Source organism: Paenibacillus sp. FSL F4-0236 (genome assembly GCF_038000135.1).
In the GTDB taxonomy this organism is placed as follows: Bacteria; Bacillota; Bacilli; order Paenibacillales; family Paenibacillaceae; genus Paenibacillus_AQ.
Map to the genome: position 1 here is coordinate 53436 of NZ_JBBOBK010000002.1, position 17036 is coordinate 70471.

Genomic DNA, 17036 nt, shown 5'->3' on the forward strand with positions numbered 1-17036 from the left:
AATGAAGTAAAGATAGCCTCGTCATACTAAGATGAGGTAGAGGTCGCGGATATAAAGAGTACGCGTGTGGAGACGTTAGAGCCGTCTATGAATCACGCCGAAAGGAATATCCGCCGAAGCTTGCGCTGTAGCTCTTACAGCGGTGCAGGCTGGGGCCGTTGCCGAAAGGCACGGAACTGTCACATTGTACAGCCTGCGTAAATAGCAGACTGCAGTGTGTTGCGCTATCTTCACAGGGAGTATGATGCGGAGCTGTATAGATGGAAGCCGCAGACATAGTTTGCGGCTTCTTTGCGTTTACAGAATTTGTATGTTTCGTACAGTCATCCATAACCTTCTGGAAATCACGAAGTATACCTCCCGCCTTGCGGGAGTCAGCAGCTCAGCACTCCCCGTTCATGAACAGTAAGATTAGATCATAAGGAGTGTCATATTCATGCAGGGCAATCAGCAAAACCCAGCGCAAGGCAACATAAATCAGCCTGCGCTAAAAAAATCGTTCAAAGCAAGACATTTGACCATGATCGCGCTTGGCGGATCTATTGGAACGGGTCTGTTTCTAGCCAGTGGCGGCGCGATCGCTTCAGCAGGACCTGGTGGAGCGCTTCTAGCTTATACGGCTGTGGGTGTAATGGTTTATTTTCTCATGACTAGTCTTGGGGAGCTCGCCACCTATTTACCGGACTCCGGGTCCTTCAGTACCTACGGCACTCGTTTCGTCAGCCCCGCCTTTGGCTTCGCCATCGGCTGGAACTTCTGGTATAACTGGGCGGTTACGATTGCAGCAGAGCTATCAGCGGCTACCGTCATCATTAAATATTGGTTCCCGGACAGCCCTTCCTTTCTCTGGAGTCTGGTGTTCCTACTGCTGATGTTCGGCCTAAACTTCCTATCTGCTCGTGGCTACGGGGAATCAGAATATTGGTTTGCCATTATCAAAATCATTACCGTTATCGCCTTCCTCGTTGTCGGTGTCCTCATGATATTCGGCATTATGGGTGGAGAAGCCGTAGGCTTCAGTAACTTCCAAATCGGGGGCAGCTCCTTCCACGGTGGCTTCTTCGCCTTCGTCGGGGTCTTTATGGCAGCCGGATTCTCCTTCCAGGGTACCGAGCTAATCGGCGTTGCTGCTGGTGAGAGCGAGAACCCACGCCGCAACGTCCCAATTGCGATCCGCCAAGTATTCTGGCGTATATTAATCTTTTATATCCTTGCTATATTTGTAATCGGAATGTTGATTCCTTATACGAATCCAGATCTTCTGCGTGGAGGCATCGATGACATCGGAGTCAGTCCGTTTACGATCGTGTTCAATAAAGCCGGGCTTGCAATTGCTGCATCCGTAATGAATGCCGTCATTCTCAGCTCTGTACTGTCGGCAGGGAACTCAGGAATGTATGCTTCCACCCGTGTCCTGTATGCAATGGCTAAGGATGGCATGGCTCCGCGCGCACTGGGTAAGCTCAATCGCCGTGGTGTCCCTGTTGGCGCTTTGCTAGTAACTACGGCTGTCGGAATGCTCGCCTTTCTCGCTTCATTCTTTGGTGACGGTGCCGTATATAACTGGCTACTGAACGCCTCTGGTATGTGCGGATTTATTAACTGGTTGGGTATTGCGGTCTGCCATTACCGTTTCAGACGTGCTTTTATTGCACAAGGGCATTCGCTAGATGAACTACCTTACCGAGCTAGATGGTTCCCATTCGGACCTATCTTTGCTTTAGGACTTTGTATTGTAGCTATCCTCGGTCAGAATATGGGCGCCTTCTCAGGTGGAAATATCGACTGGTATGGTATCGCCGTTTCCTATATCAGCTTGCCGCTGTTTGTCTTGATCTGGGTCGGCTATCGCTGGTTCCGGAAGAGTAATATTATTCCTTTGGATAAATGCGACCTAAGTACTCACCCAGAATAAAATAGACCCGGTAAAAAAACAAAAAAGGGACGTCCCGTAGCCATTTAGGCTTATGGGATGTCCTTTTTGGTTATCCTTCTATTCCCAAGTCACAAACACTTTGAGATCGCCCGTATTGTCAAAAGCAGAACTGGAGTAAGATACATCCTCTAGTCCAAGCTTATATAGCTCCTGCAGGTCATTCTTAAGCTTGGTCCCACTCCCTTGATAACGGAATAATATAGACACCTCACCGGAGGCAATTGCCTTATTCGCTAGCCGAGTCAGATCTCCTACCGAACGTACAATTAGCTCCTCGGCATATAGCTCATAATTGAGATCCTTCTGAAGCTGTTTATAGACAACCGCATTCTGTCCTCCACGCTCCACAAGCGCAGACAAGGTCTTATGATAGCCTACAGAAGCTGCCGGATAAGACTTCGTCCAGCTATGGTCCTGACGCATCTGCGCATCCGTTCTCAAGTAGTAGGCTGTGCTAACCACACCTGCCTTATCAGGTGTCGGGTCATCCCAAGTCGTGTCGAGATGATACCACCGTCCATCTAACAGCACAAGATTCCAGGCATGCAACTGGCTACGTCCTCCAGGCTGTTTGGCTGTACCCTCAACGATTTTATTCGTGAATCCAGCCTCCTTTAACAGCTTATAGGTCAACAGCGAATACCCTTGGCAAACGGCGCTGCCACTCTTCAATCCTTCATAAGCCGTATATTTACGATACGAAGTGTCATACTTCAGATGAAGCACAACCCAATCGTGGATAGCCTTCACCTTCTGATGATTGTTCATGCCCGGCGTTATGATCTTCTTCAGCGCAGCCTTCACTTCTTTGTTTACAAAAGCCGTCTGCTCCAGCGTCTCCAAATATTTCACTTCCACCGTAACTTTTACAGAGCTTGCGCTTCCTCGATAAGTATATCCGTAGCTGTCTATAATGTAATACAAATAAGGGTCACTAGCCATCGCTTGATCCAGAGCCGCTTGTATTTTCGTTTTCAAATTTGAAGCTTTGCTCTCATAAGTAAAAGTAATGGTCTCCCTGCGGTTGTTCATTGCACCCGTTAGCTTCTGCGCTACTTCATTTACAGAACGAAGGGTGGGTGAACTCGAAGCCGCATAAGCATGACCCCAGCCCCAATAAATCATCGGTGGAATAGCAGCGAATATAATCACTCCTCCCAGAATGATCTTTACTAATGTGAAGCGTTTTTTCCACATATATATTCCGTTCCTCCGGCTCCTATAGACTTGTAATGAACCCTACCATTTAATAGATAATGAGCATTTAGGCAAAAAAAGACTGCTCCCCGTAGAATAATTCTACTCTGAGAACAGCCTATATGCTAGAACGATGTGTTTTATTCGCTTTGCGGTGTAATGATATAGGTCTCTCCTATAACGGTTTCAAATTCCATCTCTATTCCTATTCGTGAACCATCGGGACTTTGAATGAGCAAAGGCTGGTGACTGTAAATTCTGCATATTTGTCCATGCGTCGAAGTCAGTTCCGCCTTCGTTAAGCGTCCCTCATGCCATTCTATATTTGTGATAAAGCCGCCTCGGGCTATCAAGCCTTTCACACTTCCTTCAGACCACTCTTCTGGAAGAGCGGGTAATAATTCAAGCCCTTCCTGATGACTCTGCAAGAGCATCTCAGCAACTCCGGCCGTAGTTCCGAAGTTACCGTCAATCTGAAATGGAGGGTGATTACCGAATAAATTCGGCAGACTTGAATCTTGCAAAATACGACGTAAACAGCTATACGCATTCTCGCCATCCTTCAAACGCGCATATAGATTAAGTAGCCAGGCTGCACTCCAGCCCGTGTGTCCGCCCCCGCCTTCCAAGCGCTTCTTAAGCGATAACGCTGCCGCCTCTGCTAGCTCTGGTGTGGAGGAAGGACTAATTACATTCCCGGGATATAAATCATACAAATGAGAGACATGGCGGTGCCCAGGCTCTTGTTCAGCAAAATCCTCATTCCATTCACGAATACGTCCGTCCGGTGCAATCCCAGGATGAGCGAGTCGTTCCTGTTTCTGGCGTAGCTCCTGCCTCAGCTGGGCATCGGTATTCAAAATCTCAGCAGCCTGAATGCAATGCTTGAACAGTTCAGCGATCAGCAATAAATCCATAGCTGAGCCAACTGAAACACTGCATGGCGTACCATCAGCAGTCAAGAATACATTCTCCGGTGAGGTAGACAGACCCGTTGTCCATCTTCCATCAGGCAGCTCTACCAGCCAATCCAGACAAAATAACGCAGCTCCCTTTAACAAAGGATAAGCTGTGTTGCGCAAATATTCCTCATCTGGACGGAAAGCGTAACGCTCCCACAAATGGCGAGAGAGCCAAACTCCTCCCATTGGCCAAAATGCCCACATCGCCTTGCCGTCTGACGGAGACGTCATACGCCACAAATCTGTATTATGATGCACCGTCCAGCCACGTGCGCCATAATGAATATTTGCTGTACGGCTGCCAGCCACACTAAGCTCCGTAATAAAATCGATTAGAGGTTCATGGCATTCACCCAACCCGCATAACTCGGCTGGCCAATAATTCATTTCAGTGTTTATATTAGTCGTATAATTGCTGTTCCATGGCGGTTGGAGATAGGGATTCCAGATCCCTTGCAAATTCAGAGCTTGCGTCCCCGGCCGTGAGCCAGCAATCATCAGGTAGCGGCCATACTGGAACAGCAGCGCTTCTAGCGCAGAATCTGCCTGCCCCTCCTGGTACCGTGCTAGTCGCTCATCCGTGGGAAGCTCTATCCGGGAGGACGAAGGTGCAAGCGTCAACTCCACGCGGCGGAACAAGGACTGATGATCCTCTAGATGGCGCTGCTTCAGCTCTGCATATCCATTAGAGGACAAAGCCAATTGCTCTAGGCACAACTCCGAAGGTAGCTTACCGCCGCTTCCTGGCATCCGGTCATACCCGGCATAATCGGTTGCGGCAGCTAGGCGGATCGTAATGGAGCGCGCACCTGAAACCGACAACATGCCGTTCTCAGCATTACATTTGCCGCCATCTGTACGGATCTCCATTGCAGCGGCAAAACTTATGCCAAGCCCCTCTTCGTATAATACGGCACGCGGATGATCTCCTACATAATTATCAGCCACATGCGATGGAGCACGACCGGTCATCATCAGCGCGCCATCCGAAGTGATCTCTAGTCGGAAAGGATGCGGCGAAGTCAGAGCCACTGAGAAATCCGGCAAAATACCCAGCCCCTCTTTCCCCTCTGCACGGATATGAATGACTATAAGTTCATCTGGTCTGCTGGCCAAAACTTCGCGCACAATCCTTACATCCCCAGCAGTATAGGATACCGTAGCAAGCGCTTGATCCAAATCAAGCCCCCTCTGATAATCCTCTACAGGACCACCAAGATTGAACTTCATTCGCAAGTCTCCGAGCGGTTGATAGGATTCAGTCCGTCTGCCTAACATTTTGGAATCTACCAGTGCTTCCGCTTCCTTGTATTTCCCCTCTGCCACTAATTGTTTGGCCGGAGTCAAATGGCGCAGCGCCTCATAATTAGCTGTATCCCGCGGAAATCCCGACCATAAGGTGTCTTCATTTAGTTGAATTAGTTCTTCTTCCGTTCCGCCAAAGATCATACCGCCTAAACGGCCGTTACCCACGGGCAGTGCTTCTTCCCATTCAGCCGCCGGCTGCTTATACCAGAGATCATGAACCCCAGTGTTCTTACTTTCTCCCACGTATATTCCTCCTATCCTATAATTACAGATGAAAAGAAATTGGCGGGAAGCCCGGACTTTCGTTCGGACTTCCCGCCATCTTCATGCTTTTATTTTATTAGCCGTGTTCCAGGAATAATTACTCATTCCAAAGTTTCACGCGTTGTTTAACCAGCTCTTCACGTAAATCTTCAGCTTTCGTCACACCAGCTTTATCCAGTTCAGCCATGTAAGCATCCCAAACTTTGTCGAAATCAGCTGGTTTGGACAAGATGGCTTCAGGAATCCGTTTCCAACTGATATCCTTCAGCTTGTTGTCGAGAACGACAATTTCGCTATCCCCAGGAATCGTGATGTTCCATGCCGCGCCCCAAGGTTTAACTTTGAATTCATCTTCATTTGGGAAGAGGTCTTTCCAAGTTGTTGCTTTATAAGCAGCAAGTGTTTCTTTTTCAACCGCATTGTAGCCTACTGTTACTTGCTCAGGGAAACGAGTGGTATAGTAGTTTCCAGTTGGATCCAATACGCCGTCACCATAGTGAGCGCTAAGCAGAGCGTAGTTTGATCCGACATTGCCAAGTCCTGTTTCTTTTTGGAAATTGGTAGTGTCATTATATTTACGGTTGTTCACATCTTCAGGAATGACGCGTTTGCCGTCAACTACGTTGTAATGCTTGCCTTCGATACCCCAGTTAACCAATACTTGACCTTCATCGGACGCTAAGTAGTCCAAGAATTTAATTGCACGTACCGGATCTTTAGCATCTACACTGATCCCAATGCCGTTACCACCCATAAAGCCTGTAGGCCAGAAGGAAGTTTCTTTGTACTCTTCAGACAGGGTTACTGGATAGTGTCCGTATCCTTGATCCAGCTTACCTTCAGCTTTCAATGCTCTTTCTCCATCGCCATAACCCCAGTCTTGGTCGATCAAACCAATAACACGGCCGGTAGCGATTTTAGCTTTGTACTGATCATACTTTTGAACGAAGCTTTCCGGGTCAAGCAATCCGATATCGTTCATATGGTTGAGCCAGCGGAAATATTCTTTCTCAGCAGGACGACGGAAGTGATAAGTTACTTCTTGTGTGTCGATATCGATTGCATATTCACCATCATCAGGAGAGCCTGTAGTAGTGAATGCTGGGTTAGTTACTGTAATGTACATGTACCAATCATCTGCATTTAAGGTCAGACCGATGTTTTTGTTACCATTTTCATCGGTTGGATGTTTTTCTAGGTAAGCCTTGATTACGTTCTCATAATCTTGGACAGTTTTAATTGCAGGATATCCCGCTTCTTTAACAGCACGGTGCTGTAGTTCAAATCCGCCGCCTGCATCAAAGTATTTGTTATCCACACCTGCATACGTAGGGATAGCATAGATCGCGTGGTCATCGTCACTGTAGCGTGAGCGTTTCATGCCTTCTTCGCCTAATACTTTTTTGATGTTCGGAGCATATTTTTCAATCAGATCTGTCAGATCAAGCATTGCGCCTGCATCCACCAGCTTGCTTACGTCGGTCTTGGCACTGATCAGATCCGGATAATCACCGCTTGCTGCGATCAACGCTACTTTCTGAGCAGGGTCACCAACCGCGTATTCAGCATTCAAGGTAACTCCCGTTTTTTCCGTAATCACTTTACCTACTTCATCTTGCATGCCTGTCCAGTTCGGGTTAGGGTCAGCACTGAAGAAAGTCATCGTGAGCGGAGAAGTATCCTCAACCGCATTGGCCGAATTAGCCGCATTCCCCTTATTTGTTGCATTTCCAGCTGCATCTCCAGCTGCGTTATTGCCGTTGTTTCCACCACAACCTGCGAGCATGCCGAGCATCATAATAGAAGTAAGTGTAAGTGCAGTTGCTTTAGCTTTTATTTTTCTATTATTCCCCATTACATAAACCCTCCTTAAAATTGTTTATCTATCGTATCACAGATAAATCCTGTTAATACTTATCCCAAAACTTCCCACAAGAAAAGAAAACGGATACAAAATACTCTTAAAGCTTAGGGGAGACTATGCTCCCCTGTTAGCTGTGATTAGCTCTTCACAGCGCCAAGTGTCATACCTTGAACAAAATATTTCTGAATGAACGGATACACCAACAAAATTGGCACGGTTACGACAATCGTAATCGCCATCTTGATAGACTCTGGCGAAACCTGATTCGAAGCTAGAGAAGCAATGTTGGAGCGATAATCGCCACCATTACCACTGGTTGTACTCTGCAGAACCTTCATCAGTTCATATTGCAATGTCGTCAGATGAGGGCTTGAACCATTATACAAATACGTATCAAACCATGCATTCCATTGACCTACCGCTAGGAACAACGCGATTGTTGCTAGAGCCGGCTTCATCAGCGGCAGGATGACACGCCAGTAAATGGTAAAATCATTCGCTCCATCCAGCTTCGCCGATTCCTGCAGTGCATACGGCAAGCCGTCAATAAAGGAGCGGATAACGAAGACATTAAAGGCACTAACCAATCCAGGCAATACGTAGACTGCAAAGCTGTTCATCATATGGAGATCCTTGATCAGCATGTATATTGGAATCATTCCTCCAGAGATATACATGGTCATCGCCAAAAATGTGGAGACGAACTTGCGGCCTGCAAAATCAGGACGGCTGATCGTAAATGCTAGCATCGAGGCACTGATCAGACCGAACAAAGTACCGACGACTGTCCGCAAAGCGGATATTTTAAACCCGGTGATCAGCCCTGAGAAACTGAAGATTTTCAAGTAATTGTCCCAGGTAAATTCCCGAGGATAGATGGTGATACCGCCGCGCACACTATCCACTGAATCATTCAGCGAGATCGCAAGCACGTTCAGAAACGGATAGATCGTGATTACAACCACGAACAGTATTACAAAGTATACAATGAAGTCAAAGATCCGGTCTGACCACGACTTTCCGGTGATAGCTGTATTTCCCACTGTAACGCTCTCCTTTCAAGAAAAGGGCAATTTTGCTGCCACGATTGTTAGAAGGGCCCTCTGTGTTACAGAAGGCTCTCTTTAGTTGTACGCTTGAAGATTCCATTAATCGTAAACAGCAGGATTACACTGATCACTGAGTTGAATATATTGATCGCGGTACCGTAGGAATATCTCGCCATGCCTAGTCCGTATTTCAGAGAGTACAGATCCAGCACCTGAGAATAGTCGGTAACGAGGTTGTTTCCAAGCAAGAATTGCTTCTCAAAGCCGATATTCAGCAAATTACCAATCGACATAATGAGTAGCACTGTAATGGTCGGCCGGATACCTGGAAGGGTGATATGCCATACCTGGCGGAGCCTGCTGGCACCGTCTACTCGGGCCGCTTCGTACAGTTCAGGTCCAATACCCGAGATGGCCGCAAGGTAGATAATCGCATTCCATCCGGTTTCTTTCCACACATCTGATAAAGTAACGATTCCCCAGAAGAGATGGCCCTGAGCCATGAACTGGATAGGTGAATCTATAAATCCAATTGTTAACAAGAGATCGTTTACAAGACCATTTTCGCTAGATAACATTTTAGTTACAATTCCCGCTGCAACCACCCATGATACAAAGTGAGGCAAATACGAGACGGTCTGAGCAAAACGTTTAAAAAATCCAAGACGCAATTCATTGAGCAATATTGCAAACGTTATCGGAAAGATAAAGCCTGCGACCAAGCCCATTCCACTCATCGCCAGCGTATTACGTAGCGCCAGAAGGAATTGCGAGTCACTGAACAATGTCTTAAAGTGTTCAAAACCTACCCATTCTTGTTCAAAAAAGCCACGTGCGGGCTTGTACTTTTGAAAAGCCATCGTCCAGCCCCATAATGGGAGATAACTGAAGACGAATGCCCAGATCACAAAAGGTATCGACATCATCCACAAATACTTTTGATTCTTAAAGCTTCTCCAAAACCGTCCTCCTGAAGCAGGCTTTTTGTTGCGCATTCGGGTGTCCGGCGGGATTTGAGCAGTTACTGTGTCCGCTTTCATAAAGCCCCTCCTCTCTATGCCTTAATTCTAAAACTTTGTAAGCGATTGCAGTACCCTATAAATTCGACTTAAAATCAGGTGAAAATTAGAGATTTTTGTCCGGGGTGAATTCTCATTTCGGCTCATCGACACAGGGGGGCTAATGCTGCTGGCGTCTGCATTATTCTTTGAATTGGACTCCTAAAAACACTTTGCTTGCTGGATATTAGTCACTACGAGGAATGTTCGAACTTTTGATCGCTGGTTCTTCGAAATTTCTAACTAGGCTTCTGGTAACCAGCCACTACGCGGAATATTTGGACTTCCGATCGCTGTTATCCTCAGATTTCCTGATTTGAACCGCTTCTCGCGGTAGAAATCCGAGGATAAAGGCGAACGCTCCGCTTCTACAGTTCCAAATATTCCTCTTCGTTCTTCTACCAGTCACCAATTTAAAATTAGAAGCTTTCAACGCTTCTACAGTTTCAAAAACCCCTCTTCGCTCCTTTACCAGCAGATGTTTAGAACCCTGATTCTAATGAAAATGCATTAGCCCTCCACCCGCATAAGCTTAAGCAGGTGTCTATTTAACTACATTAATACTTCACCACGTACAATTGGTGGGAGTAGAAAAAAAAAAAGACCTGCGGGCTGTTGTCAGAAAAACATCTGATCCACAGCCGCAGGTATATCAAACAAGAACACTACACCATCCTTAGATGCTTTTTCGATAAGAAGTTGGTGAGATTCCTACATATTTACGGAACTTAGCGTTGAAATAATCAGGGTTCATATATCCTACCTTCTCAGCCACCTCGTATACTTTCATCCCTTGCGTCAGAAATTCCTTAGCCTTCTCAATCCGGACTTTATCCACGTACGTATTGAAGTATTCTCCTGTGGTGTTCTTGAACATTTTACCGAGATAAGCGCTGTTGTAGCAGAATAACTCGGATAAGGTCTCCAGCTTTAGGTTCTCATTGTAGCGACGGTTGATTATTTCTGTAATCTTCTTAATTTCATTTCCACGCCCACTGGTCATCTGACCCGCAATTTCTTCGAGAAATGAGACAGCCTGGTCCTGCAAATCAGACAAATAATAACTTTGATAAAGCTCCCCTATTGGAGGGGAATGCTCTGCTGCATAGGTGCGAATTTCCGGATACGTAGGCTCCAGACGGGCCAGGACAGTACTAAGGAGTCTCACAAAGGTCTCTTTAATTCGCAATTCGTCGCTGCCCGCCGCAGATACAAGTTCAGCACAGATAGTCAGCACTATCGGTCGAATCGCGCTCAGACTTCCGGTTTCTACTGCAAGCAGCAGACGACTCTCCGTCTCCTGATCCTCTTCAGTCTTCTCCTTCATCTCCATCAGAAATCCTGAAGGATCTGTACTGATGATGATCCCCTTCTTGAAGAAGAAGGAACGTCTTAACAGCTCACGTGCTGAATTAAACGATTCTCCCACCATTTCAGGTCGAGGTACTACTCCCCCCGCTACTGCAATGAAGTCGTAACCCTTTGGTTCTATCACTGCAGATAATCCCTTATATAATTCTTCCCGCTTGCTCGCGCTCTGGTCCGGATCCTTCATGAGAATGCCCAAATACTGTGACAATGTAAAGAATGATGCATTAGGATGATTACTAAAATGCTGTTCCATTACTGTTTTGATTCCCCGGAGATCCTCATCATTTGCACCAGCTGTTTTTCTTAACTCAATGAGAATGACTTCATAATTTCCCTGATCGAGTCCTAGCGCATCCACATGTCTGCTAAGGTCCTCCTCCAGTTCTTCCTCTGAGGTTGGCTGTAGAAGCGCTCGGAGTAAAGTTTCCCTATTGCGAGCGGGCTCCTCCTCATTCCAGTCACTGAACCGCTGCTCCTGCTCGATTGTTTCATGTAGCTGTTCCAGACATACGATCATCTCATCCTCATCCACTGGCTTCAGCAAATAGCCGTCGATCCGATAACCAATTGCCCGCTTAGCATATTCAAAATCAGCATGTCCACTCAAAATGAGTACATGACTTTCTGAGCCTTCTTTACGAAGCTCACTAATCATTTCCAGACCATCCATTCCAGGCATACGAATATCAGCAACGATCAGCTCCGGGTAGAAGGTATGATACTTTTCAAGTGCTTGCAAGCCATTAGCTGCTGTAGCTACCACCGTATAACCGAGCTTCTCCCATGGGATCAGACTTCGAAGTCCTTCCCGTAGCTTCGGCTCATCATCGACAATCATCACTTTTATCATAGATTGTTGTCCTCCATTGGTATGCAGAAGAAAATAACCGTTCCTACATTAGGTCTACTTTCAATCGTTAGCCCATATTCTGCGCCGTAGGATAGTTTTAGCCGGTCATGTACATTACGAAGTCCAATTCGCTCACCTTCACGCTCTTCCTTACGCTCAAGCGTGTTCAGTAATTCCTCCAGCTGAATTGGAGATATTCCTACTCCGTTATCTGTAATCGTAAATTTAGCATGATCCCCAACTTGTACAACTTCCACCGTCACAAATGCACCTTCCATCTTATTATCCAGTCCGTGGATTACTGCGTTCTCAACAAGTGGCTGAATAAGAAGCGGGGGCATATAAAGAGATTCAACGGCAGGGTCTACAGTAAATTGATATTTCAACCTCTCCTCATAACGGAATTGCTGAATATCCAAGTAACAACGTACCACTTCTAATTCCTGGCTAAGCAAAATTTTACTTCGGCCTACCTCCAGGTTACTGCGCATCATTTTACCTAGAAGACGTACCACACGGGCAATTTCCACTTGCCCCTTCATGTGAGCTTCCATCCGAATCGCTTCTAGTGCATTGAATAAGAAATGCGGGTTAATCTGGCTGGCCAGCATTTTGAATCGTATATCATTTTGTTTCTGTTCCAGCAGACTATTCTGAGCATTGGATTCCTGTACCTCATACATCAAATCATTAATGCTGCGTACCATGGAATTGAATTGACGAGCTAACAGGGCGATTTCATCCTTGCCATCAATCTTTAATGTCGTATCAAAATCCCCAGTACTGACTCGGTTAATATGTCTGCTTAAATGCAGCAATCGTCGTGAAAACAACGAGGAGAAGCTATATATAATTAAAAAGGCCAATAGAACACTTATCGCAACCACAGTAATCGAAAGCTTAATCACTTGATTGGGTTCTTTAACTATACTTTCAATCGAAAAAACAGATATAATTCGTAGTGCATTTCGGCTGGCTTGTGGTTTAAGCTCCTCGATCACAATTTTGGAAGCTTCGCCATCTACTACTGCTTCATAGCTTCCACTTCCCTGACCCAAGAGCTTCGTGTCAAAAGAAACATCCACCAGCTTTTTACCTGTCCGATCTTTCCGGTTCGCTGCAATGATATTGTCTTGATCATCGACGATCATGGTATCAAAAGATTCCTGGCTTAGAATGGATGCAAGCTGCTGACTGTTCACATTAATAACGAGTACACCGATCTTACTGGAGCCCTCCAGCTCGATTTTGCGGACAAGACTTAAATAATTCCGCTTATCACGCTCATCTTCGATATATTCCCAACCGACAAGACTATCGTACCGCTGTGCTCTCTGATACCACTGGCTCTCCTTAATCTCAGGTGAAGGATTGATCAGCTCCCAGTTGTTAAGCAGCGTAGCGTTGTCAGTGTATAAGCGAATGTTGGATATATCTTTATACAACCTTAGATACTCACGCATATCCGAATAATCGCGGTAAGCTTCCACCACATCATAAGTGCTAACATACTGACGTATGGCAAGTCTCTTCAACCGTGCATCATTGCTCAAGCGATATGCGATATCTTGAGATACACCGATGACTTCTTCTGTTCTTTTCTTTACCCGATCTACGTTAATTGAAGCTTGTTCCAGTGCGCTCTGAAACGCCATGGTTCTCATCTCAAACGTAAGATAACCGCCTACCAGTAATACCGGAAGTAACGTGGTGAGTAAAAAAGCAAGCAACAGCTTATTGCGGATTTTGATGTCATTCAACAGCTTAACAATCCATTGGAACATGGCCTTCCGCCCCCCGAAACCTTCACTATCTCATGCAGAGTTTAACGCTGCCCTGGAGATACCCCATACTTTACAGAAGAAAAATAGGAACGGCAACAACTTCGAATACAGCCTATCCTTAGATCAATAAACGAGATGGTCATAAAAAGGTCCTTCGCCATATGCGAAAGACCTTTTTTATCAGACATATCAAGCATAAACCTTTCGGCGTCCTTAATTATTGGCGGTACGCTGCCAGCTTGTTATTCAGTTCACGGGTCTGACCGTAGACTTCCTGATAGAGGTTAAATAAACCGTCATAGATCGCCGCTTGCTTCGGATCTGGTTTATATACATCCGCAGGACGGATGAAAGCTTCTGCACATGCACTAAGTGATGTGAACCAGCCACTACCGTAAGCTGCCAACATCGCCGCTCCCATAGCCGGACCTTGCTCACTTTCAAGCTTCACGATGGATGCATTAAAAATATCTGCTTGCATCTGGAGCCATGCCTCATTTTTAGCCCCGCCACCGATCGCAATGATTTCTGTAATCTCTTTGCCTGAATCACGTACAATCTCGATAGATTCACGTAGCGAAAAGGTAATGCCTTCTAATACAGAACGTGTAAAATGAGTCAACGTATGCCCTGAATCCATACCAATAAAGCTTCCGCGAATATTCGCATCTGGATGAGGTGTACGTTCCCCTACGATATAAGGTGTAAAGAGCAGTCCGCCGCTACCCGCTGGAATGGAAGCTACTCCACTTAGCAATTCATCAAAGCTTTTGTCTGCCGCAAAGGTTTCTTTGAACCATGTAAGGCTATGACCAGCCGCTAGAGTAACGCCCATGATATAGTAGGCATCTTTTTCACCATGGTTGAAGAAATGGACTTTGCCTTCGAGATTTAAATCTTTGTTGCTCTCATAGGAAAGAACTACACCAGATGTACCAATACTGCACATCGTCCGGCCTTCACCAAGGACACCTGCTCCAAGAGCCCCGCATGCATTATCCGCACCACCAGCAAATACCTTTGTTGAAGATAAAAGACCTGACGCTTCCGCAATATCCGGCAATAACGTTCCTGTCTGCTCAAAGGACTCTACCAGTCTAGGACAAAGGGAAAGCGGCAGTTCAAAAGCTTCAGCAATTTCAGCACTCCACGTTTTAGAACCTACATCTAATAGAAGCGTTCCTGCAGCATCGGAATAATCCATCGCATAATCACCGGTCAACCGGAGACGCACATAGTCTTTTGGCAACAGGAACTGATACGCTTGTGATAATACCTCAGGTTCATTCTCTTGTACCCATAGAATTTTAGGAAGTGTGAAGCCTTCCAGTGCACGGTTTCTAGCAACCTCAATAAGCTTTGCTCCGAGCGTCTTCTCTATTCTTCTGCACTGTGCAGTAGTACGAGTATCATTCCAAAGAATGGCCGGACGAAGCACTTGCCCTTCCTTATCCACTAGTACCAATCCGTGCATTTGCCCGGAGAAGCTAAGACCATCAACTTGTGATGGGTCTATGCCTGATACTTCAATCAGACGACGAAGACTGACCAGCGTGCCTTTTACCCAGTCCTCAGGATTTTGTTCGCTCCAGTTCGGCTGCGGTCTGCTTAGCGGGTAGGACTCGGAATGCTCAAAAGCCACCTTGCCCTGTGGGTCCACTAGAACAGTCTTCACTGCGCTAGTGCCCAAATCTACACCTATAACGTATTTCATTTTTGACCTCCTAAAAGTTTTATGAGCGCTTACTTCGTTGAAATACTCCGAATAAAACTCGCTTCGAAAGCATCCTGCTTAGTTTTATGAGCATAGGCTTCATTGAATTACTTCGAGTAAAACTTACTTCGTAAGCATCCACTTAGTTTTTACTACAAAAAGGGGGCTGCCGAAGAATGCTCTCTTCAGCAACCCCCGTTGCATTTGTTCAAACTGGATTCAAAGCCTAAGCTTCAAGCTCCCTGTAAAGACTACTCAGCCAAGATGTATTGGTTAAGGGTAGCTCTCAGGTATTCTTGGCGTCCGGATTGGTTAGGGCGTGGGTTCTCATTGTTCAAAGCATATTCAGCCAAGGAAGCCAGAGTTGCTTTGCCGGATACTATGTCCGCACCAACGCCTTCATTGAAGCTGCTGTAACGTTTTTCAACGAAATCTTCGAATACGCGATCTTCGATCAATTTAGCAGCTACTTTCAAGCCTTTTGCATAAGTATCCATACCAGCGATATGTGCTAGGAACAGATCCTCAGGCTCAAAGGAAGGACGACGTACTTTAGAGTCAAAGTTGATTCCTCCTTTGCCAAGACCATCATTCTTGAGTACTTCATACAGTGTAAGTGTTGCATCGTAGATGTTAACTGGGAATTCATCTGTATCCCATCCGAGCAATGTATCACCTTGGTTAGCATCAAGCGATCCGAGCATGCCGTTGATACGAGCTACACGAAGCTCATGTTCAAAAGTATGACCTGCAAGCGTAGCATGGTTAGCTTCAAGGTTCAGCTTGAAGTGCTTGTCGAGGTTGTATTTTTGTAAGAAAGAGATCGTTGTTGCTGCATCGAAATCATATTGATGTTTCGTAGGCTCTTTTGGTTTAGGCTCGATCAGGAATTGACCGTCAAAGCCGATTTCCTTAGCGTAATCTACAGCCATGCTGAACAGGCGAGCGATGTTGTCTTGTTCAAGACCCATATCTGTATTCAGCAATTCTTCGTAACCCTCACGACCGCCCCAGAATACATAGTTGCTAGCACCCAGACGTTTACCAACTTCCAAACCTTTCTTCACTTGTGCTGCTGCATGTGCGAAAACATCAGCGTTAGGTGTAGAACCTGCACCGTGCATGTAACGTGGGTTAGTGAACATATTAGCTGTATTCCACAACAATTTCTTGCCGGAAGTCTTCATGCCTTGTTCAAGGATATCAACGATAGTGTCGATGTTGCTGTAGAATTCACGCAAAGATGCGCCTTCAGGTGCGATATCTACATCATGGAAGCAGAAGTAAGGCAGATCCATCTTGTCCATAAATTCAAATGCTGCTTCAGCGCGAGCCTTAGCTTTGTCCAGACCGTTCAATTTGTTCCAGCTGCGAATTGCTGTTTCAGCGCCAAACGGATCAGAACCGCCAGCAGTTAATGTATGCCAATAAGCCATTGCAAATTTCAGATGTTCTTCCATAGTTTTGCCGGCTACGACTTCTTTAGGATTGTAAAATTTAAATGCGAAAGGGTTGGTGGAACGGCTTCCCTCGTAAGAGATTTTGTTCACTGTCTCAAAATAAGCCATTGTGTAATCCTCCTCAATTTGTGCTTCGCCCGCAAGCGTTTACAGGATCATCTTAACACATCTTTTAGACTTTGTATATTGGTTAAACAAAGTTTTGATAAGTTTTTTATG

10 protein-coding genes and 1 riboswitch are annotated in these 17036 nt (G+C 45.9%); of the genes, 1 reads left to right on the forward strand and 9 read right to left on the reverse strand.

Annotated elements, in window-relative coordinates; all coding sequences use genetic code 11:
* The first annotated feature begins 29 nt into the window (after positions 1-29).
* Positions 30-235: riboswitch (Lysine riboswitch) on the forward strand.
* Positions 236-436: 201 nt separating this feature from the next.
* Positions 437-1915 carry an amino acid permease gene (locus NSQ29_RS30690; RefSeq protein WP_042131059.1) on the forward strand — a complete coding sequence of 493 codons (1479 nt, stop codon included), beginning with the start codon at positions 437-439 and terminating at the stop codon, positions 1913-1915.
* Between the two features lie 78 nt (positions 1916-1993).
* Here the strand turns inward: NSQ29_RS30690 and NSQ29_RS30695 are convergent, their stop codons facing one another.
* The 9 genes from NSQ29_RS30695 to xylA all read right to left on the reverse strand — a co-directional run bounded on the left by NSQ29_RS30695 (position 1994) and on the right by xylA (position 16925).
* On the reverse strand, positions 1994-3133 hold the full coding sequence (locus NSQ29_RS30695; protein ID WP_042191876.1) for a transglutaminase domain-containing protein: 1140 nt from the start codon (positions 3131-3133) through the stop codon (positions 1994-1996).
* 140 nt (positions 3134-3273) lie between these two features.
* The gene (locus NSQ29_RS30700) at positions 3274-5646 is read right to left on the reverse strand and encodes a glycoside hydrolase family 95 protein (protein ID WP_341126855.1); all 2373 of its coding nucleotides are present in this window, start codon (positions 5644-5646) and stop codon (positions 3274-3276) included.
* 118 nt (positions 5647-5764) lie between these two features.
* A complete protein-coding gene (locus NSQ29_RS30705; protein ID WP_076285489.1) occupies positions 5765-7522 on the reverse strand; it encodes an ABC transporter substrate-binding protein in 1758 nt (585 codons plus the stop codon).
* Between the two features lie 146 nt (positions 7523-7668).
* Positions 7669-8574, reverse strand: coding sequence for a carbohydrate ABC transporter permease (locus NSQ29_RS30710; protein WP_042131063.1), 906 nt, complete (start codon positions 8572-8574; stop codon positions 7669-7671).
* Between the two features lie 65 nt (positions 8575-8639).
* Positions 8640-9575 (reverse strand): ABC transporter permease, encoded by a 936-nt coding sequence (locus NSQ29_RS30715; RefSeq protein ID WP_256716397.1) that lies wholly within the window; start codon positions 9573-9575, stop codon positions 8640-8642.
* Between the two features lie 739 nt (positions 9576-10314).
* On the reverse strand, positions 10315-11859 hold the full coding sequence (locus NSQ29_RS30720; protein ID WP_341126856.1) for a response regulator transcription factor: 1545 nt from the start codon (positions 11857-11859) through the stop codon (positions 10315-10317).
* A complete protein-coding gene (locus tag NSQ29_RS30725) occupies positions 11856-13643 on the reverse strand; it encodes a sensor histidine kinase (RefSeq protein ID WP_076285491.1) in 1788 nt (595 codons plus the stop codon). The genes NSQ29_RS30720 and NSQ29_RS30725 overlap by 4 nt, the downstream gene beginning before the upstream one ends.
* A 217-nt stretch (positions 13644-13860) precedes the next feature.
* Positions 13861-15357 (reverse strand): xylulokinase, encoded by a 1497-nt coding sequence (gene xylB, locus NSQ29_RS30730; RefSeq protein ID WP_076285492.1) that lies wholly within the window; start codon positions 15355-15357, stop codon positions 13861-13863.
* A gap of 251 nt (positions 15358-15608) precedes the next feature.
* Positions 15609-16925: a xylose isomerase gene (xylA, locus tag NSQ29_RS30735; protein ID WP_042131068.1), complete on the reverse strand. Its 1317-nt coding sequence runs from the start codon at positions 16923-16925 to the stop codon at positions 15609-15611.
* Positions 16926-17036: the final 111 nt, after the last annotated feature.

Coding starts and splice junctions, on each gene's coding strand:
- NSQ29_RS30690 (WP_042131059.1), top strand. CDS start 437: ATGCAGGGCAATCAGCAAAACCCAGCGCAAGGCAACATAAATCAGCCT.
- NSQ29_RS30695 (WP_042191876.1), bottom strand. CDS start 3,133: ATGTGGAAAAAACGCTTCACATTAGTAAAGATCATTCTGGGAGGAGTG.
- NSQ29_RS30705 (WP_076285489.1), bottom strand. CDS start 7,522: ATGGGGAATAATAGAAAAATAAAAGCTAAAGCAACTGCACTTACACTT.
- NSQ29_RS30715 (WP_256716397.1), bottom strand. CDS start 9,575: ATGCGCAACAAAAAGCCTGCTTCAGGAGGACGGTTTTGGAGAAGCTTT.
- NSQ29_RS30720 (WP_341126856.1), bottom strand. CDS start 11,859: ATGATAAAAGTGATGATTGTCGATGATGAGCCGAAGCTACGGGAAGGA.
- NSQ29_RS30725 (WP_076285491.1), bottom strand. CDS start 13,643: ATGTTCCAATGGATTGTTAAGCTGTTGAATGACATCAAAATCCGCAAT.
- xylB (WP_076285492.1), bottom strand. CDS start 15,357: ATGAAATACGTTATAGGTGTAGATTTGGGCACTAGCGCAGTGAAGACT.
- xylA (WP_042131068.1), bottom strand. CDS start 16,925: ATGGCTTATTTTGAGACAGTGAACAAAATCTCTTACGAGGGAAGCCGT.